This window comes from Sphingomonas edaphi (assembly GCF_003583725.1).
In the GTDB taxonomy this organism is placed as follows: Bacteria; Pseudomonadota; Alphaproteobacteria; order Sphingomonadales; family Sphingomonadaceae; genus Sphingomicrobium; species Sphingomicrobium edaphi.
On record NZ_QXTF01000001.1, the window covers coordinates 676,865 to 693,290 of the forward strand.

Genomic DNA, 16,426 nt, shown 5'->3' on the forward strand with positions numbered 1-16,426 from the left:
CTAGGCCACCAGCCCCAGTGGGCTTTCGCACAGCTCCTTGAACGCCTTCATCAGGCGCGCGCCGTCTGCGCCGTCGATCGCGCGGTGGTCAAAGCTTCCGGTGGCGCTCATGATCGTCGCGATTTGCAAGCTGTCGTCGATGACATAGGGCCGCTTCTCGCCCGCGCCGATGGCCATGATCATGCCCTGCGGCGGGTTGATGACGGCTTCAAACTGCTTGATGCCGAACATGCCCATGTTGCTGAGCGAGGCCGTGCCGCCCTGATATTCTTGCGGCTGCAGCTTCCCTTCCTTGGCACGGTGCGCGAGGTCGGTCATTTCCCTGCTGATTGCCGAAATCGCCTTGCCGTCGGCATTGGCGACAATGGGCGTGATCAGGCCGTTGGGGATACTGACCGCGACCGAAATGTCGGCGCGGCCGTACTTGACCAGCGTATCTCCGGCGAAGCTGACGTTGCATTCCGGCACTTCGATCAGCGACAGGGCGAGCGCCTTGATCAACATGTCGTTGACGCTCAGCTTAACTCCGCGATTGGCGAGGCCCGCGTTCAACTCCCCACGAAGCTTCAGGAGCGCGTCAAGGCGAACGTCGACCGTCAGATAGATGTGCGGAACCTGCTGCTTTGATTCCGTCAGGCGACGCGCAATCGTCTTGCGCATATTGCTGAGCTTGACCGCCTCGTGCGGGATTTCGGTTTCGAACGGTTGTGCAGGCGGCGCAGCGGCTGCCGTCAGTTCACCTGCCTGGCTTGCCGAAGGCCTCGCCAACGCACCACCACCCGCCGCGCCAAGGTCGGCGCGAACGATGCGACCACCGGGACCGGTGCCTTTCAGCGTCACAAGGTCGATCCCCTGCGCCTGCGCGAGCCGGCGGGCAAGCGGAGACGCCTTGATGCGATCTGCTTCGCCTCCCTTCGCGGCACGAGGCGCTAGTGAGGAAGGAGCAGCCGGCGTCTCGCCGCCGCCCTTGGCCGGCGGTGCGGCCTCCACCTTCTTCGGTTCCTCGACCTTCGGGGGCGGAGCGGCCTCGGCCTTCGGGGCGGGCGCTAGCGCGTCGACGCTCTCGCCTTCACCCGCCAGAATGGCGATCGGCGTTCCGACCTTCACGCCGTCCGATCCTTCAGGCACCAGGATTTTAGCAACCGTACCTTCGTCGACCGCCTCGAACTCCATTGTCGCCTTGTCGGTCTCGATCTCCGCCAGGATATCACCCGACGACACCGTGTCCCCTTCCTTCACCAGCCATTTCGCAAGGGTTCCTTCCTCCATGGTCGGGGACAGGGCGGGCATCTTCAGTTCGATCGACATGGGATCTCTCAAGGCTAAACAGAGTCGCGGGGCACAAACGCCAAAGCAGCCATTGGGGTCAAGTGCCGCGGCGGAAAAGCTTGCTCCGTCCCTCCAGTTGGCGCAGCGTTCGCGGCCAAAAGGGGAAACTGGGATGAAGCGGACCTATTTGGTCGTCGTCGACGACAGCCCGGAGGCCCGGGTGGCACTCCGCTTTGCCGCGCGACGCGCCGCCAAGACCGATGGCGCCGTGGAGGTTCTGGCTGTCGTCGAACCACAGGATTTCGTACAGTGGGGCGGTGTTCAAGCCGCGATCGAGGAAGAACAGCGCCTGCGCATCGAGGCCAGCGTAGCATCGTCGGTCGGCGAGATCATGGACGCAGCGGGCATCACGCCGCAGATCGTCGTCCGCCAGGGCGATCGTGTCTCGACCGTGCGCGGCTATGTCGGTACTCGCGACGACATTGGCGCGCTGGTGCTTGGCGCCGCCCCATCGGGCAGTCCGGGACCGCTCGTCGCGGACTTTACCGGCAATGACGCAGGCAAGCTCCCCTGTCCGGTGATGATTATTCCAGGCAGCCTGACGGATGAACAGCTCGAGGCGCTAAGCTAAAGCGCCTTCGCCATGATTTCGGCGATGCGAACGCAGCCTGCTTCGTCCTCTGCATCGAACCGGGCGTGTTCCGGGCTGTCGATGTCGAGTACCGCCAGCAACTCTCCTTCGCGGATGATCGGAACGACGATTTCGCTATTTGATGAGCTGTCGCAGGCGATGTGCCCAGGAAATGCGTGGACGTCCTCGACCCGCTGCACCTGTTGCGTCCTGGCTGCCGCGCCGCAAACACCTTGGTCGAACGTCATACGGATGCACGCGGGCCGTCCCTGGAACGGGCCGAGCACCAGCTCGCCACCAACGTTGCGGTAAAAACCCACCCAGTTGATGTCGGGGAGCGTTTCCCACAGCAGTGCCGACGCGTTCGCCATATTCGCAATCCCGTCCGGCTCGCCCGCGACCAGCCCTTCCAGGGCTGATGCCAAGTCGGCGTAAAGGGTCGGCTTTTCGGCCGCCTCGATCTTGAAATCGTACATCAGTCCCAACTCACTTTTCCGCGGCCGGCCTTCACCGCGCTGCGGCTTTTCTTCTGATCGACGCGCTTCGCCTTGGCGGCCCGCGATGGCTTGGTCGGGCGGCGCCTAGCCTGGATCACATGGGCCTCGGCAATCATTTCGGCAAGGCGCCGGCGCGCATCCTCGCGATTTGCCTCCTGGGTTCGATACCGGCGCGCGGTAACGATCAGTTCGCCGCCGCTGGTCAGCTTGCTCCCCGCGATCGTCTTCAACCGTTCATAAGCATAGGGCGACAGGCCCAGCTTGAAGACATCAACGCGCAGCTGGCAGGCCGTGGCGACCTTGTTGACGTTCTGCCCCCCCGGCCCCGTCGCAGCCAAGAATCTCTCACTCAGTGCCTCTTCGGGCAGGATAACATCCTCAAGCTTCACAGATAATCCAGCCACCGGCCGAAGCGATCGGGAACCGGGGCGGTGACGTCGATCGGCTCCTTTGGCTCGCGCGGAACGACGAGCCGCCAGGCGTGCAGCAACATCCCGCAATCCGGCAGCGTCATCGTCCCCAACTCCGCCCCGTCGGGCAGCGAATAGACCGGATCGCCGAAGATCGGCGCGCCAAGCCCGCGAGCTGCATGCACGCGAATCTGGTGGGTCCGGCCGGTCGTCGGACGAAACTCCACCAATGTCTGGCCTTCCGCTTCGGCCACCTTGCGCCAGCGGGTCGTCGCCCGCTTGCCGCTTTCCTCGACGACCATTCGCCATCCGCCGGCCGCACTCGACACTTTCGCGATTGGCAGGTCGATCACGCCTTCGTCGCCTTGGACTGGACCGTCCAATACTGCGAGGTAGCTTTTCGAGACGGCGCCCGTCTCAAAAGCCTGCTGGAAACGGCTGCGCGCCTTCGGGTTTCGGGCCAGCAGCAAGCAGCCGGATGTATCGCGGTCCAGCCGGTGCATCGGCGCGGGGAACCGGTGAAAGCCGAGCTTCAGCTCGCCCAGTCTGGCCTCCACGCTGTCGCCTCCAGCTCGCGGGGTATCAACCGGCAGCCCCTCGGGCTTGTCGATAACGATGGCCTCGCCATCGACGAACAGGACACGGTCTTGCAGTTTCATTGCCGCTCCCTTGCCGCTCGTGCGCGCTTTCGTCCACTGATGCAGCGCTGCAACGATAGCTGCCATTTACGAAGTTTTACGCACTATTAACCTTTTAAGGTCAGAACTCGCATGGTTAATGGACGCTTAGACGTCGTTAAGCGCGTGAAACCTTTTCGGGAAGCGCGTTTGATCGGCGGCCTAACGGGGGAATTTCTATGCGGGTTTTGCTGATCGAAGACGAAGCGACCATCGCCAAGAGCATCGAACTGATGCTCGGCACGGAAGGCTTCAACGTCTATACCACCGATCTTGGCGAGGAAGGTCTCGATCTCGGCAAGCTGTACGATTACGACATCATCCTTCTCGACCTGAACCTGCCCGACATGCACGGCTATGACGTGCTGAAGAAGCTGCGCACCGCTAAGGTCTCGACGCCGGTGCTTATCCTGTCGGGCATCGGCGAAATGGATTCGAAGGTTCGTGCGCTCGGCTTCGGCGCCGACGATTATGTAACCAAGCCATTCCATCGCGACGAGCTGATCGCCCGGATCCATGCGATTGTCCGCCGTTCGAAAGGCCATTCGCAATCGGTCATCCGCACCGGCAAGCTTGCCGTGAACCTCGACGCGAAGACAGTCGAGGTGGACGGGGCGCGCGTTCACCTGACCGGCAAGGAATATGCGATGCTGGAGCTCCTCTCGCTTCGCAAGGGCACGACGCTGACCAAGGAAATGTTCCTCAACCACCTTTACGGCGGCATGGACGAACCGGAACTCAAGATCATCGACGTGTTCATCTGCAAGCTGCGCAAGAAACTTGCGCTGGCCTGCGGCGGTGAAAACTACATCGAAACCGTCTGGGGCCGCGGCTATGTGCTGCGCGACGCCGAAGGCGATGTGGTGACGCCGGAAGCCCAAGTCGCCTGAACCTGACTCGTAGCGCTTCGGAACGGCGGCGGGGTGGTAAAGCTCCGCCGCTTTTTCTTTGACTATCACCTGAACGGCATGCGGACGGCAGTTCGACCGTGCACGCCCATTTGACCTACATGCAGAGGTTCAACCGGGCCGGCACGCAAGGTGCAAGCAGCCTCCGGCAAATGGTTACAGAAATGGCCAAGCCGCAGACAAGCAGCCGCAGGAAGCCCTAGGCGTCAACCAAGATTCGCCGTGGAGTGCGGGCAGGTAATTGGTCGGCCATCGCGGGACGCGGCTCCGCTTCGGCCTCGCCCATCGGCCGCCAGCCATCGCGGCCGAGACGCTCCATCGGCTTGAAGCTGGCCTTGTAGGCCATTCGGTCCGACCCTTCGACCCAATAGCCCAGGTAAACAAACGGCAGGCCGGCGCGGGCGGCACGCACGATGTGATCAAGGATGATGTAGGTGCCAAGGCCTTTGCGGGCCCCTTCGCCCACATCGTAGAAACTGTAGATCATGCTGAGGCCGTCGCTCTGCTGGTCGCTCAGGCAGGCGCCGACCAGCTTGCCGGGACGGCCGTCAACCGACGGCTCGCGATATTCGATGACATAGGTGCGAACCGGAGTCTGCTCGATCATGTCGGCATAATCATGCTCGTCCATCTCAGCCATTCCGCCGCCGGGATGCCGGGCGCCAAGATATTTGCGCAGCAGTTCATATTGTTCGTCCGTACTCCATGGACGGCAGGCGTTGACCTCAAGGTCCGCATGGCGGCGGATCAGCTTGCGCTGGGTGGAGTTGGGGGCGAATTGGTCTGACAGGACCCGAACCGACACGCAGGCCGAACAATCGACGCAGCTTGGGCGGTATGCCACGGACTGCGAACGGCGGAAACCGATGCGTCCTAGCGCTTCGTTGAGTTCACCAGCGTTGCGGCCATTCAGTTCGGTAAACACCTTCCGCTCCACCTTGCCCGGAAGATATGGGCATGGCGAAGGGTTGGTGACAAAGAACTTAGGGAAGCGAAATGGTGCGCTCACCCTGGCCGGCCTCCGCAAAATGGTTACGAAACTCTTTATGCGACCGGTAAACGCTGATGAAAAGGGGTTGTGCCGGGAAAAGAGGGTTAATGAACCTACCTGTCCCGCTGCTGGACGGAAACTGGTTAACCGCTAGTCGAGCTCGGCGCGTTCTACATTGAAGCCGGCGTCTTCCAGCCGCTTGACCAGTGTATCGATCGCCTGTGCGTCCCGTGCTTCGCACTCCACCTCGATCACCGTGTCCTTGGCGGGCAGCCGCGTAAAAATGCGGTGGTGATTGGTCTCGATGATGTTGACGCCGCACTCGTAGAATTTGGCCGTGATTGCGGCGAGCGCACCGGGCCGGTCCTGTGCGGCGATCCTCAACCTTGCGATCCGTCCGCAACGAACCAACTCCCGCACCAGCACATTGGCCAGCAGGTGCGTGTCGATATTCCCGCCGCACAGGATGGTGCCGACCTTGCGGCCGCGGAAACGCTCGGGCTGAGCCAGCATCGCCGCAAGACCTGCCGCGCCCGCCCCCTCGACCACCGACTTTTCGATGTTCACCAGCATCGCGACGGCATGCTCAATGTCCTTTTCGGCCACTAGGTCGATGCGATCGACGAGCTCGCCGATAATCGCGCGCGTCAGCTGCCCGGGTTCCTTGACCGCAATGCCCTCGGCCAACGTGTCGCCGCCAATGGCTCCGTGGCCGCCCTCAACCACATTTTTCATCGACGGATATAGTTCGGCCTCGACCCCGACGATCTTGATGTCGGGCTTCAGCGCCTTTGCCGCGGTCGCGACGCCGGAAATCAGTCCTCCGCCGCCAATCGGTACCACCAGCATGTCGAGGTCCGGCGCATCTTCGAGCATTTCGATGCCGATCGTGCCGGCACCGTTCATCACTGCGACGTCGTCGAATGGATGAACGAATACCAGACGACGCTCCGCTTCCAGCTCAAGCGCGTGCGCGTAGGCATCGTCGAATCGCTCGCCGCGAAGTACGACGTGTGCGCCATGGCCTTCGGTCTGCGTCACCTTGATGGTCGGGGTCGACACCGGCATCACGATGGTCACCGGAATGCCAAGCCGGCGGCCGTGATAGGCCACTGCCTGCGCATGGTTGCCAGCCGATGCCGCGACCACGCCCCGCGCCCGCTCTTCGGCGGTTAGCTGCAGCAGCTTGTTGAGCGCGCCACGCTCCTTGTAAGCAGCGGTAAATTGCAGGTTTTCGAACTTCAGCCACACGTCCGCATCGATGATTTGCGAAAGCGTCTCGCTCTTCATCATGGGCGTGCGGATCACCGCTTCCTTGATGCGCCCGGCGGCGGCGCGGATGTCGTCGATGGTCGGGCGGGTTGTCGTCGGTGCGTCCATGGTGGCGCGGCGTAGACCTTCCTTGTCCGGCAAACAATGCTATCCACTTGCCCTATGCGAAAGACCCTGCTTGCGCTGACAGCGCTCCTCGCCTCGACCGCCTCGCTCGCGGACACTCTCGTCGATAATGCCAACGGAATCCAAGTCGATGACGCGGGCCGCATCCAGCGGTTCGATGGCCTGCTGATTGGCGATGACGGCAAGGTGAAGCAGTTGTTCCGCTCCGGCCAGCAACGCCCGGCCGCGGACAATAGGATCGACGCCCAGGGCCGAACACTCCTGCCGGGTCTGGTTGACGGACACGGCCACGTCATGTCGCTCGGTTTTGCGGCGCTGCAACTAGATCTCACCGGAACGCGCTCGATCGCGGAGTTGCAGCAGCGGCTGCGCGACTATGCCGCGGCCAATCCCGACGCGATATGGATCCTTGGCCGCGGGTGGAACCAAGAGCTTTGGAGCGACAAGCGCTTCCCCACCGCCGCCGACCTCGACGCCGTGGTCAGTGATCGGCCGGTTTGGCTGGGCCGCGTGGACGGCCATGCCGCGGTCGCGAACAGTGCCGCGCTGAAGGCCGCCCGTGTCACCTCCGCGACAAAGGCTCCGGAAGGCGGACGGATCGAAAATGGCCTGTTCGTCGACGCGGCGATGAGTCTGGTGGACGGCAAAGTGCCTGCCCCGTCCGCCGGTGATTTCGATCGTGCACTGGCCAAGGCGCAGGAACTAATGCTGTCGGTCGGCATAACGTCCGCGGCCGACATGGGCAGCAGCCCAGCGGACTGGGCGGCCTTCGACCGGGCCGGCTCGGCTGGCAGGCTCAACGTTCGCATTATGAGCTACGCGGGCGGCATTCCCGCCATGCGGGCGATCAATGGTGGCCAGCCGAGCGGATGGCTCCACGGGGACCGACTGCATCTCGGCGGCGTTAAGCTTTATTCCGATGGCGCCTTGGGGTCCCGCGGTGCGTGGCTGAAGGCGTCCTACCACGACATGCCCGGTACTCGCGGCCTTTCCCTACTCACTCCGCAGCAGGTTGACGAGCAGGTCGGGGAGGCGTCGCGGAGTGGATACCAGATCGCCATTCACGCCATCGGCGACGCGGCCAACGCGATGGTGCTAGACGCATACGGCAAGGCTCGCCTGGCGGACCGGCGGCCGCGCGTCGAACATGCGCAGATTGTCGATCCGGCGGATGTGGAGAAATTTCGGCGATTCCAGGTCATCGCGTCGATGCAGCCGACCCACCAGACCAGTGACCGGGTGATGGCCGAAGCCCGGCTCGGGCCCGACCGGCTCGATGGCGCTTATGCATGGAACACGCTGGAGAAGCTGGGGGTCAAGCTTGCCTTTGGGTCCGATTTCCCCGTCGAAAGTCCCAATCCCTTCCCGGGCCTCTCCGCCGCCATTTCCCGGCAAGACGGGAGCGGTCAGCCCGCCGGCGGCTGGCGACCGGAAGAACGCGTCAGCCTTGGTCAGGCGCTCCACGGCTTCACGCGCGGCGCGGCCTATGCCGGTTTCGCGGAAAGCCGGATTGGGGCGCTGGAGACAGGAAAATGGGCCGATTTCATCATCGTCGACCGCGACATCACCAAGATTGACGCAAAGGCGCTGGCCCGGACGGGCGTTTTGGAAAGCTGGGTTGCAGGCAGCAAAGTCTGGGCGCGGCTCGCTAGCGCCGGCGCCGGTGAGCGAGGTCGCTGAGCATCGACGGCGTCAACACCTGGGGCAATTCATCCGGCTCGGTCTGGCCCGGCTCGTACCACAGGTAGAGTGGAACGCCGGCGCGCCCACGCTCCTCGAGGAAGCGCGTGATCGCAGGGTCGCCATTGGTCCAGTCGCCTACGAATACCTCGACTCCGGCCTTGCCGAACGCGTCCCGTGTGGCCTCCCGTTCGATCGCCGCCGCTTCGTTCGCCTTGCACGTCAGGCACCAGTCTGCGGTGAAGTAGACGAACGCCGGACGGCCATCGGCGCGCGCGGCCTGCACTGCCTCGGCGCTCCAAGCCGAAGCGCCAAGCGGCACCCGCGATGCGGCTACGGGTTGTTGCGGTACGAGTAGCACTGCCCCTCCCGCGAGCACGAGCGATAACGCACCGGCGGCCAACCCAAAGCTTCCACCCTTCCGCTGCGTCCGACCAACGGCAATCAGCAGGACCGCCAGCAGAACAGCGGCACCGCTCCCGACGAGTAACGCTGGCCAACCGACTTGCCGATAAAGAAGCCAAAGGCAACCGACTGCCGTGGCGATCATCGGGATGGCCAGGAAGCGTTGCAGCCGCGCCATCCAAGGGCCAGGCCGCGGCAACTTTGTTCGCAATGCCGGAACGAAAGCGACCAGCAGGAATGGTACGGCGAGGCCGAACCCGAGCGCCGCAAACACGGCGATCGATCCGTAAACGGGTAGGAGCAAGGCGGTGCCAAGCGCCGCGCCAAGGAACGGGCCCGCGCACGGCGTCGCTACGAAGGCCGCGAGCGCACCCGTCCCGAAGCTCCCCAGGCGCTGCCCTTCTCCGGCAAGCACAGGCAGCTCAAATGCCCGCAACAGGTTGAGACTGATTGCCGTCGCCAGAAGCATGAGCAGGAGCGTGGTTCGCGGATCCTGAAGCTGGAAGGCCCAACCCGCCGCGCTCCCGCCGGCACGAATCGCCAGCAATAGCGCCCCGAGCAATCCGGTCCCGATGACCGCGCCGGCCGTGTAGGCCAGGGCGTCGCGGCGAGCATGAACTTCATCCCCGCCCGACCGCGCAAGGTGAAGCGCCTTGAGGGCAAGGATCGGGAACACGCAAGGCATGAGATTGAGCAGAAGTCCGCCAAGAATTGCGCCCAGCACCGCCCACAGTACCGCTTCCGCGCCAAGGCTGCCGACTGCCCGTCCACCGTCCGGAACGTTTCCCGGCATCGCCAGAAGTTGCAGGCCGCGGCCATCGCCGAGAGCTAGTACACCCGACACGCTGCGCGGCGACCCGCGCCGACGCTCAAGCTCAGCGATCAGTATATCACCCTTGCGGCGGAAATTCTGCGGAGCTGCATAGTCTATCGGCCCGTCGTCCGCAGGGAAGAAGTAGGGCTGGCCAATCGAGACCGAGCTCGGCAGCGGCACGGCGATTTCAAGCTTCCGGCCCTTGATCGCGAAGCTGGCGGGACTTGCTAGCGGCCGCGGCAATGCGCGCCGCCATTCGTCGAAGCGTTTGTCAGGTGCGGGTGTGCCCGAAAGCGCGACATCAAGCGACACTTCTGCCTTTTCCGGAACGCAAATCTTGTCAGTGCACGCCAGGTAATCGAGCTTGGCCGAGATTCGCATGCTGCCCGTTTCACCGACCGGGATGCGCAGCCGCGTCAGCACCGCGTAATCGCGCTCATAAACGTAGTTTTCGATGCCTGCGACCAGCAGTCTCGACGGGACCGGGTAGCGCAATGCGCCGACCGACCATCCCTTCGGCAGGGTCCATTCGACCCTCATCGGCAGTCCCGCGTCGCCGGGATTCAACCAGTAACCGTGCCAGCCGGGCGTGGTGCGCATGACGATGGCAAGATCGGCCTCGCCCCCGGGATTGCCGCGCGTTTCCAGCGCAAGCTGGGGCTGGATGGCATTTTGGCGCGCCGTCAGTTGCGCTAGCGCGGGCGATGAAACCAGGAACGTCAGTAAAAGCAGGAGCGAGCGAAGCATGTGCGGCTTCGCTAGCCGGTCAGCTTGGCCTAGTCGAGGTTCGGTCTCAGCCAACGCCTGGCCAGCTCGATGTCGATGCCCCGACGCTGGGCATAGTCTTCAAGCTGATCCTGCCCGATACGGGCCACGCCGAAATAGCTCGCCTCCGGATGGGCAAAGTAGAAGCCGGATACGGCGGATGTCGGCAGCATCGCGAAATTCTCGGTTAGTTCGATGCCGGCTGGCCGGTCACCCAGCAGGCCGAATAGTAGCGGCTTGAGGCTATGGTCGGGGCAGGCGGGGTAACCGGGAGCAGGCCGGATGCCGCGGTATTCCTCGCGGATCAGCTGCTCATTGGTCAGCGCTTCGCTGGGCGCATAAGCCCAATATTTTGTGCGAACCTGCTGGTGCAGCCGCTCAGCAAAGGCTTCGGCCAGCCGGTCAGCCAGCGCTTTCAGCAAGATGTCGCGATAATCGTCATAATCGGCGGCAAAGCGCTTCAGGTGCGGCTCGATCCCGTGGATCGCGACGGCGAACCCGCCGAGCCAATCCTCTTCCTTGGGCGCGATGAAGTCGGCGAGACACATGTTGGCGCGACCCGAACGCTTGCGCACCTGCTGGCGAAGAAAAGATAAGCGGGTTCGGACTTCGTCCAGAACGATGACATCGTCCCCCTCGCGCCGAACTGGCCATAGGCCTACGGTCGCCTTGGCCGTCAGCCATTTCTCGTCGATGATCTGGCGAAGCATGGCCTGCGCATCCGCGAGCAATCCCCGTGCGCTTTCGCCCACTACTTCGTCGGCGAGAATGGCTGGATAGGTCCCAGCGAGCTCCCACGCGCGAAAAAACGGTGTCCAGTCGATTACCTCGACCAGGTCCTTCAGCGGCCAGTCGTCGAATGAATGAAGGCCGGGGTGCGCCGGTCGCGGGCTTGGCTCCGAATGGTCGGGCGTGAAGCCATTGGCCCTCGCCTCGAGCATCGGCGCCAGTTCGTTCGAGCCCCTGCCCGCCCGGCTTTCGCGAAGCGCGCGATAGTCGTTCGCAGTCCGATGAACCAGCTCCTCGCGGCCTGGCCCATCACTAACGAGGGCGGTCGCGACGCCTACCGCGCGGCTCGCGTCCAGCACGTGCAGCACCGGCCCTTCATAGGCTGGCGCTATGCGAATGGCGGTATGGGCACGGCTGGTCGTCGCCCCGCCGATGAGCAAAGGCCGTTGCATGCCCGCACGTTGCATCTCCTCAGCGACGGTTACCATCTCATCAAGTGAGGGAGTGATGAGGCCAGACAGGCCGATCATGGCGGCGTCGTTCTCGTTGGCGGCCTCCAAGATCTTTGGCCACGGCACCATCACACCGAGGTCAATTACGTCAAATCCATTGCACTGCAGCACGACGCCAACAATGTTCTTGCCGATGTCGTGAACGTCACCCTTCACGGTCGCCATGACGATGCGGCCCTTGGACGTGTCGCTTCCCGGCTCCTTCTGCGCCTCAATGAAGGGAAGGAGATGCGCCACTGCCTTCTTCATGACCCGTGCCGATTTTACCACTTGCGGCAGGAACATCCTTCCCGAGCCGAACAGGTCGCCGACCAAATTCATGCCCTGCATCAACGGTCCTTCGATTACTTCGATCGGACGTGCGAACAGGGTCCGGGCTTCTTCCGTATCTTCGACAATATGTTCGTCGATGCCCTTGACCAGCGCATGGGCCAGCCGCTCGCGAACAGGCCATTGCCGCCATTCAGCGGCCTTCTTCACCTCGGCCGCGTCAGTTCCGCGATAGCGTTCGGCCAGTGCGATTAGCCGCTCGGTCGCATCGTCGTGGCGGTCAAGAATGACGTCCTCGCAGGCATCGCGAAGCTCGCGGTCGATCTCGTCATAGACATCGAGTTGGCCAGCATTGACGATCCCCATATCCATTCCCGCCGGGATGGCGTGGTAGAGAAACACCGAGTGCATCGCGCGCCTTACCGGCTCGTTGCCGCGGAACGAAAAGCTCAGATTGCTGAGTCCGCCAGAGATATGGACGCGCGGACATCGAGCGCGAATCTCGGCGGCGGCCTCAATGAAATCGAGCGCGTAGCGGCGATGCTCGTCGATGCCCGTCGCCACTGCGAAGATGTTCGGGTCGAAAATAATGTCTTCGGCCGGAAAGCCGTCAGTTACGAGCAGCTTGTAGGCCCGCTCGCAAATCGCGACCTTTCGCTCCTTCGTGTCCGCCTGGCCGGTTTCGTCGAACGCCATCACGACCACGGCGGCGCCATAGGATCGCACCTTGCGCGAGGCATCGAGGAATGCCTCCTCTCCTTCTTTGAGGCTGATCGAATTGACGATCGGCTTGCCCGAAACGCACTTCAGTCCGGCCTCGATCACACTCCACTTAGAACTATCGATCATCACAGGGACGCGGGCGATGTCCGGCTCCGCGGCAATACGCTTCAGAAAGGTCGCCATCGCCGTCTCGCCGTCGAGCAGGGCCTCGTCCATGTTGACGTCGACGATCTGCGCACCAGCCTCCACCTGCTCACGGGCGACACTAACGGCGGCATCGTAGTCGCCGGCGAGGATAAGCTTCTTGAACTTGGCGGAGCCGGTAACGTTGGTCCGCTCGCCGATGTTGACGAAGCGCGCGCCGGCTGCGGCGCTGGAAAAATCGCTCACGCGGCGAGCACCATAGGTTCCAGACCGGCCAACAAGGTCGTCGATCTGACGTCCGGGACGGCGCGCGGCGTGCAATCGCGCACCGCCTCGGCAATGGCAGCGATGTGGGCGGGAGTGGTGCCGCAACAGCCGCCGACAATGTTCACCAAGCCATCATTGAGCCACTCGCGAACCTGGCCGGCGGTTTCAGCGGCGGCTTCGTCGTATTCGCCGAACTCGTTGGGAAGGCCGGCGTTCGGATAGGCCATCACCAGCGTTTCCGCCTGCCGCGCCAGCGCCGCAAGATGAGGCCGCAACTGGGCCGCGCCGAACGAGCAATTAAGCCCGATCGTCAGCGGCCGGGCGTGACGAACGCTGGCCCAGAAGCCCTCGACCGTATGGCCGGACAGGTTTCGACCGCTAAGGTCGGTCAGCGTCATCGAAATCATGATTGGCAATTCACGACGCAGCACCACTTCAGCTTCAAGCGCGGCCATGATCGCGGCCTTGCAGTTCAGCGTGTCGAATACGGTTTCAATCAGCACGAAATCGATGCCGCCGCGAATGAGGGCATCGATTTGCTCGCGGTACACGGCCTTCACCTGATCGAAGTCGATCTCCCGGTATCCCGGATCATTGACGTCAGGTGACAGCGACAGCGTCTTGTTGGTCGGGCCTATCGCGCCCGCAACCCAGCGTTGCCGCCCGTCATCTGCTGAATCGACAACGTCGCGAATCATCCGCGCCGCTGCCTCGTTGATCTCTCCGACCAGGCTTTCAGCGCCATAGTCCGCCTGGCTAATCGAATTGGCATTGAAGGTATTGGTCGCCAGCACGTCCGCGCCTGCTTCGACGAACTGCCGCGCAATGCTACGCACGACATCCGGCCGAGTCAGATTGAGCAGGTCGTTATTCCCGCGCTGGTCATGGTTGAACGTCAGATTCCCGCGAAAATCGGCTTCCCCGAGCTTCTCCGCCTGGATCATTGTGCCGTAAGCGCCATCCTTTACGAGGATGCGCTGCTTGGCGGCGGCGCGGAAGGCGGCGGCGGCGCTCATGCTCTTGCTCCCAGCATGTGACAGATGGCGTAGGCCAGTTCTGCCCGGTTGAGCGTGTAGAAGTGGAAATGCCGGACGCCGCCTGCGTAAAGCTGCCCACAAAGTTCGCCGGCGATGGTCGCGGCCACCAATTGCCGCGCAGCGGGCAGATCGTCCAACCCTTCGAACAACCGGTCCATCCACACCGGAATTGCCGCTCCACACTGTCCGGCAAATCGCCGCGCCTGGGCGACATTCGTAACAGGCAGGATGCCCGGAACGATCTCCACATCCGGGCGACGGGCAACGACCTTGTCGCGAAATCGGAAGAAGCACTCAGGCGAAAAGAAAAACTGCGTGATTGCGCGGTCGGCACCGGCGTCGATTTTTCGCAGCAGATTGTCGAGATCACTGTCCGGGCAATCAGCATCCGGGTGTACTTCGGGATAGGCGGCCACCGAGATTTCAAACGAAGCAACTTGCTTGAGCCCTGTAACCAGCTCGGCGGCATTCGCGTACCCTCCGGGATGCGCGGCATAAGGCTGACCGGGTTCTGCCGGATCACCCCGCAAGGCGACGATGTGCCGGACTCCTGCGTCCCAGTAGCTTCTAGCAATATCGTCGATTTCCTCGCGGCTCGCGCCGACGCACGTCAGGTGCGCCGCGGGCGTGAGGCTGGTTTCGCGGACCAGCCGCTCTACGGTCGCATGGGTGCGCTCCCGCGTCGATCCACCAGCACCGTAGGTAACCGACACAAACCTGGGCCGCAGCGGCGCCAACGTCTTGATCGACTTCCACAGTGTTTCCGACATGGCATCGGACTTGGGCGGGAAGAACTCGAAGCTAACGGCAATATCTCCGCGCGCTTCAGCGAACAGCGGCGCATGCTCCGCCAGCGCGACCTGCGTCTCCCGGTTCACGCGGCGGCCCGCTGCGGTCGGACGAGGCCAGGCTTGGCGGCACGCCACAGGATCACGCTCAATTCGCCACCTTCCAGCCGTTCGGTCCTGTCGGGCTCAAGGCCGGCCGCAGTAAACCAGCCGCGGATTGCATCGTCGGCGAATCCAAGTCTCAAATGGGCATCCTTTTCACGCAACTCTTCCCGCTCATGCTGGGCGAAATCGATAACGAGCAATCTTCCACCGGGCGCCAGGACGCGCGCCGCCTCGGCGATCGCAAGGCCGGGCTGCTGCGCATAATGAAGCACTTGGTGCAGGATGATGCTGTCCGCACTTCGGTCGGCAAGCGGCAAGGCATACATGTCGCCCTGCCGGAGGCTCGCGCCGGCAATGCCGGCCTCCTCGAGCTTGACGCGCGCCAGTCGAAGCATCTCCGACGAACGGTCAATGCCGATTGCGCTTTCGGCGCGGGGCGCAAATAACTCCAGCATACGCCCGGTACCGGTGCCGATGTCGAGCAACGCACCGATCGGACGATCCATGACCAGGTCGGCAATCGCCCGTTCAACCTCACTTTCGGCAACATGAAGTGAGCGAACGCTATCCCAAGTCGCGGCATGCGCTTCGAAATATCGCCGCGCGGCCTCCGCCCGGTCCGATCGCACGGCTTCCAATCGTGAGGCATCCAGCGCAAACAAGTCCCCAGCGTCGTCACCGGCCCAGTCTTCGAATAAGCAGAATAGCGGCTCAGTCTTCAACGGGTCAGCCAGTTGCAAATAAACCCAGCTGCCTTCCTTGCGGCGGCCTACCAATCCTGAATCGGTTAGAATCTTCACGTGCCGGGAAACGCGGGGCTGACTTTGCCCCAAAACCTGCGCCAATTCGCCGACCGACAGCTCCATCGACTTCAGCAGCGCGACGATACGCAGCCGCGTCGGGTCGGCAAGCGATTGGAAAAGCGCGGCAAGCTTGAGGTCTCGAGACACGGCTTAAGGATATAAAGAAGTCTTTATATCCGTCAATGCGGATCGCTCGGCTGGATCGTTTTGACTGCGTCACGTCAAATGACGATTGCGTGACGCAAGACTCATCTATAAATCCGCGCGCTGGCCTGACCCTTTGTGGTGAGGCCGAGCCGGACCGAATTCCGCGAGGGATGCGGTCCCCATAAGCAAGGAATGGAACGATCATGAAGAAGGTTGCACTGACCGTTGCGGTCCTCGCGCTCGGCCTGGCCGCGTGCGAAACCAAGACCGAAAACGCCGTCGAGAACACCGCCGTCGAAAACGCGGTTGAAGCTGACGCCGCCGCTGCCGACAACGCCGTCGACAACGCTCTCGACGCTGCTGGCAATGCCGTCGAGAACGCCGGCGAAGCCGTCGATAACGCTGCTGACGCGACTGCGAACGCCGCCGACAACGCGATGTAATCATCGCTGTCGC

The 16,426-nt window shown here is 63.0% G+C and carries 15 protein-coding genes; 4 read left to right on the forward strand and 11 right to left on the reverse strand.

All coding sequences use genetic code 11. The annotated features are described in order from the left end of the window. Nucleotides 1-1,308, reverse strand: a complete 1,308-nt coding sequence (locus D3M59_RS03520) for a pyruvate dehydrogenase complex dihydrolipoamide acetyltransferase (RefSeq protein WP_119531626.1) — start codon at nt 1,306-1,308, stop codon at nt 1-3. Between the two features lie 133 nt (nt 1,309-1,441). Here D3M59_RS03520 and D3M59_RS03525 point away from each other — a divergent pair, with 133 nt between their 5' ends. Beyond that, nucleotides 1,442-1,900 (forward strand): universal stress protein, encoded by a 459-nt coding sequence (locus D3M59_RS03525; protein ID WP_119531628.1) that lies wholly within the window; start codon nt 1,442-1,444, stop codon nt 1,898-1,900. Here D3M59_RS03525 and D3M59_RS03530 read toward each other — a convergent pair. From D3M59_RS03530 to D3M59_RS12210, 3 genes are read right to left on the reverse strand one after another with little or no spacing between them, the layout of a single operon-like run. Then, on the reverse strand, nt 1,897-2,376 hold the full coding sequence (locus tag D3M59_RS03530) for a GAF domain-containing protein (RefSeq protein WP_119531630.1): 480 nt from the start codon (nt 2,374-2,376) through the stop codon (nt 1,897-1,899). The genes D3M59_RS03525 and D3M59_RS03530 overlap by 4 nt on opposite strands. Continuing rightward, nucleotides 2,376-2,801, reverse strand: a complete 426-nt coding sequence (arfB, locus tag D3M59_RS12205) for an alternative ribosome rescue aminoacyl-tRNA hydrolase ArfB (protein WP_233543119.1) — start codon at nt 2,799-2,801, stop codon at nt 2,376-2,378. The genes D3M59_RS03530 and arfB overlap by 1 nt, the downstream gene beginning before the upstream one ends. Further along, nucleotides 2,783-3,466, reverse strand: coding sequence for an RluA family pseudouridine synthase (locus D3M59_RS12210; protein WP_158581938.1), 684 nt, complete (start codon nt 3,464-3,466; stop codon nt 2,783-2,785). The genes arfB and D3M59_RS12210 overlap by 19 nt, the downstream gene beginning before the upstream one ends. Nucleotides 3,467-3,663: 197 nt before the next feature. Here D3M59_RS12210 and ctrA point away from each other — a divergent pair, with 197 nt between their 5' ends. After that, nucleotides 3,664-4,374: a response regulator transcription factor CtrA gene (gene ctrA, locus D3M59_RS03545; RefSeq protein ID WP_119531634.1), complete on the forward strand. Its 711-nt coding sequence runs from the start codon at nt 3,664-3,666 to the stop codon at nt 4,372-4,374. A gap of 217 nt (nt 4,375-4,591) precedes the next feature. Here the strand turns inward: ctrA and D3M59_RS03550 are convergent, their stop codons facing one another. After that, nucleotides 4,592-5,401, reverse strand: a complete 810-nt coding sequence (locus tag D3M59_RS03550) for an arginyltransferase (protein WP_119531636.1) — start codon at nt 5,399-5,401, stop codon at nt 4,592-4,594. 132 nt (nt 5,402-5,533) lie between these two features. Then, the gene (locus D3M59_RS03555) at nt 5,534-6,763 is read right to left on the reverse strand and encodes a threonine ammonia-lyase (protein WP_119531638.1); all 1,230 of its coding nucleotides are present in this window, start codon (nt 6,761-6,763) and stop codon (nt 5,534-5,536) included. A gap of 54 nt (nt 6,764-6,817) precedes the next feature. On the opposite strand from D3M59_RS03555, the gene D3M59_RS03560 reads away from it, so the two are divergent. Next, the gene (locus tag D3M59_RS03560; protein WP_119531640.1) at nt 6,818-8,461 is read left to right on the forward strand and encodes an amidohydrolase; all 1,644 of its coding nucleotides are present in this window, start codon (nt 6,818-6,820) and stop codon (nt 8,459-8,461) included. Here D3M59_RS03560 and D3M59_RS03565 read toward each other — a convergent pair. Genes D3M59_RS03565 through D3M59_RS03585 form a run of 5 tightly spaced genes read right to left on the reverse strand, consistent with a single transcriptional unit; the run spans nt 8,430 to nt 15,970 of the window. Beyond that, entirely contained in the window at nt 8,430-10,427 is a 1,998-nt protein-coding gene (locus D3M59_RS03565) for a protein-disulfide reductase DsbD family protein (protein WP_119531642.1), read from the reverse strand. The two genes, D3M59_RS03560 and D3M59_RS03565, sit on opposite strands and share 32 nt — an antisense overlap. Before the next feature lie 29 nt (nt 10,428-10,456). Further along, entirely contained in the window at nt 10,457-13,069 is a 2,613-nt protein-coding gene (metH, locus tag D3M59_RS03570) for a methionine synthase (RefSeq protein ID WP_119531644.1), read from the reverse strand. Then, nucleotides 13,066-14,106 carry a homocysteine S-methyltransferase family protein gene (locus tag D3M59_RS03575; protein WP_119531646.1) on the reverse strand — a complete coding sequence of 347 codons (1,041 nt, stop codon included), beginning with the start codon at nt 14,104-14,106 and terminating at the stop codon, nt 13,066-13,068. The genes metH and D3M59_RS03575 overlap by 4 nt, the downstream gene beginning before the upstream one ends. After that, nucleotides 14,103-15,005, reverse strand: coding sequence for a methylenetetrahydrofolate reductase [NAD(P)H] (gene metF / locus D3M59_RS03580; protein ID WP_119532852.1), 903 nt, complete (start codon nt 15,003-15,005; stop codon nt 14,103-14,105). The genes D3M59_RS03575 and metF overlap by 4 nt, the downstream gene beginning before the upstream one ends. Next, nucleotides 15,002-15,970 carry an ArsR/SmtB family transcription factor gene (locus D3M59_RS03585; protein ID WP_233543120.1) on the reverse strand — a complete coding sequence of 323 codons (969 nt, stop codon included), beginning with the start codon at nt 15,968-15,970 and terminating at the stop codon, nt 15,002-15,004. The genes metF and D3M59_RS03585 overlap by 4 nt, the downstream gene beginning before the upstream one ends. A gap of 203 nt (nt 15,971-16,173) precedes the next feature. Here D3M59_RS03585 and D3M59_RS03590 point away from each other — a divergent pair, with 203 nt between their 5' ends. Further along, nucleotides 16,174-16,413 (forward strand): circumsporozoite protein, encoded by a 240-nt coding sequence (locus tag D3M59_RS03590; RefSeq protein WP_325048598.1) that lies wholly within the window; start codon nt 16,174-16,176, stop codon nt 16,411-16,413. The last annotated feature ends 13 nt before the right edge of the window (nt 16,414-16,426 follow it).